Source organism: Paenibacillus sp. MSJ-34 (genome assembly GCF_018918005.1).
Lineage (GTDB): Bacteria > Bacillota > Bacilli > Paenibacillales > Paenibacillaceae > MSJ-34.
The window spans coordinates 1-3822 of record NZ_JAHLPR010000103.1 but is presented as its reverse complement, the minus strand read 5'-3'; the positions used below and the strand labels follow the sequence as shown (position 1 = coordinate 3822).

Genomic DNA, 3822 nt, shown 5'->3' with positions numbered 1-3822 from the left:
TTCATGAAAATCACCCAATTCATTAGAAATAAAAAAAGCCTTCTCGGCGATTATTGGGGTGATTTTGAAAAGTCAAGAGGAATGTTTGTTCGCACCCCATGTTTGGGGGTGAAACAATAGAAGACCCTAGCTAGGAAGCTAGAGTCTGCAACGGAATGTGAATTCCGAGAAGCTTATTCATTTTTTTGGCGGTGATATTATGGAATTTTTTTTTAAAAATGTCGGAACAAAAGTGCATCTTTATCGCGAAGCCGGCCTCTTTGATGATGATTTAGGCGAACTAAAAGAAACTTTTACCGGAAAATTAAAAACCAACAAAATTTTTGGAGAAAATTTTGAACTTGAAGATATTTCCGGAGCGTTTTCCAAAGGACAGCGGTATTCAATTAGGAGCACGAAGGGCTTAAGCGGTGTTTTAGAGAAAAAAACGTTCAGCGACCGATATACTTTGAAACAGACATAAATATTTTCGGTGTGTGCTTTACGTACGGGCGGCGCAATCACAAGAGACTATAGCAGATGCCGCAACGCCTCCCGCTAACGGGGCACGTGGAGTGCTGCGTGTCGCTTGTGAGATAATAGCAATTCATTCGATATTAACAGATGCGTCAAAATGATTATTAAGGCTCAAGCATTGTATGCTTGAGCCTTTTAATGTAGTGAACTATTCCGCAATAGCGTGGAATCAGCGATTCTAAGCTCCCCTTCTTCATATTCTCTTCCGTTCGTAATCACGCTAATTCGCAAATCTTTAGTGCGTCAATACATCATTTCAAGCGTCTTTCTCATTTTATATGGATGAAAAAGGGAATTAATATATCAAAATAACATGTTTACATATTATAATTTTTTGATATAATAAAAACGATCAAACGAATAAGGAGGAAAATGTTATGTTCAAAAGTGGCAATGTAACTGTGATGGTAGCGGATTTAAACAAGGCGGTACAATTTTACGTCGAAACCCTTGGATTAAAGCTGCAACACGAACCGGATGGGCATTTTGCGCAAATCGAAGCGCCGGGATTGACGATCGGACTCCTGCATCTTGCCGGAGAACATGGTTCCGAGCCGGTCATATCGGGCAGCATGTCGATTGGGTTTGAGGTAGAAGATTTAGAGTCAGCCATCGAGACACTGAAATCCCGCGGCGTCGAATTCCATGATGCCGTAGAAGGCAAAGCGGCCCAAGTCGTACACTTCAGCGATCCTGACGGCAATACCCTCTACTTGGTCAGTAGCCGTTAAGCCAAGTAGAGAAAAAGAGACAATGTAAGGAGGCGTCTTCCGTATGGCCCCGAAAACAAACGTTAACTTGGTCGTCGCCGGTCTTCTGGCGGCGATGTTTATTGGCGCTTTGGACGCGACCGTCGTCGCCACCGCCACGCCGCATATTATCATGGATTTGCGTGGCGAGACCCTGTTCAGTTGGGTGTTCGCGATTTATACGTTAACCACCTGCGTGGCGACGCCCATTTTTGGCAAGTTGGCCGATTTGTTCGGGCGCAAAGCCGTGTTCGCGGCCGGCATCGGCTTATTCGTGCTCGGTTCCATCTTGTGCGGCGCCGCGCAATCGATGGCAGAGCTTATCTGGTTCCGGGCCTTGCAAGGATTCGGTGCCGGGGCGCTCGCGCCCGTGTGCTTTACGGTCATCGGCGATTTGTTCTCGGGTAAGCAACGCGGCAAAATGATGGGCGTCTTCTCGTCCGTTTGGTCCGTGGCAGGCCTGCTCGGCCCGCTTGTCGGCGGCTATTTCGTCGATCAGGTGTCATGGCGCTGGATTTTCTACATCAACGTGCCGATCGGCGCCGCCGCGCTGATTCTGGTCGTCGTATTTTTGCACCAACCGGTCGAACGCCGGGCCAAAAAAATCGATTACCTCGGCGCGCTCACCTTTACGGTTTCCTTTTCCGCGCTCCTGTATGCGCTGCAGAGCGGCGGGGCCGACCATCCATGGGGTTCCCCATTGATTGTGGGGTTGTTCGCAGCATCGGCCGTATTTTTTCTGTTGTTCCTCTGGATCGAAACAAGGGCGGAGGAACCGATGATACCGTTGTCGATTTTCCGCATCCGCGTGTTGAACGTGACGAATATCAGCGGTTTTCTTACGTTTAGCATTTCGACCGGTTTGACGGTTTACGCGCCAATCTGGATTCAATCCGTGCTCGGCTATTCCGCGACAAGCTCGGGCCTGATCGTCATGCCGATGTCGTTGGCCTGGCCGCTCGCTTCCAACCTCGCCGGCAGGCTCATGTACCGACTCGGGGTGAAGGCATCGATTGTATTTGGCTCCTCCCTCGTATTGGCCGCCTCCATCTGGCTTATTGCGCTTCAGATGAACTCGCCCTACGTATTCTGGATTGGTATCCTCGTCCTATTCGGGCTGGGAATGGGCTTCGTCGCGACGCCTTCCACCGTTGTCGTGCAATCGGTCGTCGGCTGGGAACAACGCGGCGTCGCCAACGCTTCCAGCATGCTGTTTCGCGCGATGGGCCAAACGGTCGGCATCACGGTGTTCGGCACCATTTACAACCAGCATGTGACCACGCTTGGCTCCAAATCGGAGTTGGCTGCCGGCATGCATGCCGTCTTTCTGCTCATATGCGGCATCGCGATTGCGAACCTGCTCGCCATGCTGCTCCTGCCGAAACACCGTGAGGTGGTAGCGCAACAGCATTCGGCGTGACAGGCCGGAATCGCCCACAAACGAATACGGTCTGGAAAAGTCGCGACAAACGCGGCTTTTCTGTTTTTTCAGGCAACCGTATGGTATACTGTTGTTTACTTATAAAGCAGTAAACTTATAAGGGAGGCCTTTCTCTTGAATGAATTGTTCATACTCGGCGAATTGATGAATAACCCGATGCACGGTTATTTGCTGCATCAGATTTTGAACGGAATTGTTGGACCTACGCGAAAAGTCAGCTGGGGTGCGCTATATCCGCTTATCCACGGCATGCTTGCAGACGGATTAATCGAGCAGGTCCCCGATGAACAACCGGAGGGCGCCAGACAAGGAAGAGGAAAAAAGATAAAGATTTATAAACTGACAGAGGAAGGCAGAATCCGTTTTTTTCGGTTGATGGAAGAACCGATTCCATACTCGCCGGATTACGAGCTGCATTTTTATACGAAACTGAAAAATTTTAGTCTGATCAGTAAGGAATTGCAGTTTTTAATTTTACACCAATACAAGGATTACCTGCGGTATGAAATCCGCCACGAGGAAGAGCGGTTGGAGTATGCGAGCAAGGATGAGCGGATTCCCAAGGGGGAACAGCAATATATTCTGATCTTTTTCCGGCATCGGTTGGAAAAGCTCCGATTTGACGAGGAGTGGATATTACAGCTAATTAATAGCCATCGAGTGGATGGAAATGATCCTGAGCGGGAGTAAAACCTGATGATAAGATGTATTAGCGAAACTATGAAGAGGGGCTTATCGCCCCTCTATTTCTTTTGGTGTAATTAGACCGTGAACAACCATCAAAATCCAATGACCACTCTACTTGGCAAAATAGTTTATATATCTCATCATTTCTGATATGCCATTCATTTGCTTTTCCAATTGCTCATTTAGCTGCTGCAGAGCCACCTTGAAGGAGCGTTCAATAGCAGTTAAATCATGCGTCTCTAAGGCTTCAAGCAACTGTTTCATGCTTTCAATTAAGAAAAACGCCTGACGGCGTCCTTTAAGTTCGTGCATCTCCGTTCATACGTACCAAAGTAAGCTGGGGTATGGGGATCTTCTTCCCCTGTCCCCAGTCTACTTTTTCACATCATTTATCCTGTATTCATAGCCATGAACTCCTTTGTAATAATC

Annotated in this window: 5 protein-coding genes; 4 read left to right on the top strand and 1 reads right to left on the bottom strand. The window is 48.1% G+C overall.

Going from position 1 to position 3822, the window contains the following annotated elements; translation table 11 throughout:
* Positions 1–199: 199 nt before the first annotated feature.
* From KQI79_RS27085 to KQI79_RS27070, 4 genes are all read left to right on the top strand, one after another.
* Entirely contained in the window at positions 200–463 is a 264-nt protein-coding gene (locus tag KQI79_RS27085) for a hypothetical protein (RefSeq protein WP_216541438.1), read from the top strand.
* 430 nt (positions 464–893) lie between these two features.
* A complete protein-coding gene (locus tag KQI79_RS27080) occupies positions 894–1247 on the top strand; it encodes a VOC family protein (protein ID WP_216541437.1) in 354 nt (117 codons plus the stop codon).
* 43 nt (positions 1248–1290) lie between these two features.
* A complete protein-coding gene (locus KQI79_RS27075; protein ID WP_216541436.1) occupies positions 1291–2685 on the top strand; it encodes an MDR family MFS transporter in 1395 nt (464 codons plus the stop codon).
* 135 nt (positions 2686–2820) lie between these two features.
* The gene (locus tag KQI79_RS27070) at positions 2821–3396 is read left to right on the top strand and encodes a PadR family transcriptional regulator (protein ID WP_216541435.1); all 576 of its coding nucleotides are present in this window, start codon (positions 2821–2823) and stop codon (positions 3394–3396) included.
* Positions 3397–3504: 108 nt separating this feature from the next.
* Here KQI79_RS27070 and KQI79_RS27065 read toward each other — a convergent pair whose 3' ends face one another.
* Positions 3505–3705, bottom strand: coding sequence for a hypothetical protein (locus tag KQI79_RS27065; RefSeq protein ID WP_253298442.1), 201 nt, complete (start codon positions 3703–3705; stop codon positions 3505–3507).
* Positions 3706–3822 lie beyond the last annotated feature (117 nt).

Coding starts and splice junctions, on each gene's coding strand:
- KQI79_RS27085 (WP_216541438.1), top strand. CDS start 200: ATGGAATTTTTTTTTAAAAATGTCGGAACAAAAGTGCATCTTTATCGC.
- KQI79_RS27080 (WP_216541437.1), top strand. CDS start 894: ATGTTCAAAAGTGGCAATGTAACTGTGATGGTAGCGGATTTAAACAAG.
- KQI79_RS27075 (WP_216541436.1), top strand. CDS start 1,291: ATGGCCCCGAAAACAAACGTTAACTTGGTCGTCGCCGGTCTTCTGGCG.
- KQI79_RS27065 (WP_253298442.1), bottom strand. CDS start 3,705: ATGCACGAACTTAAAGGACGCCGTCAGGCGTTTTTCTTAATTGAAAGC.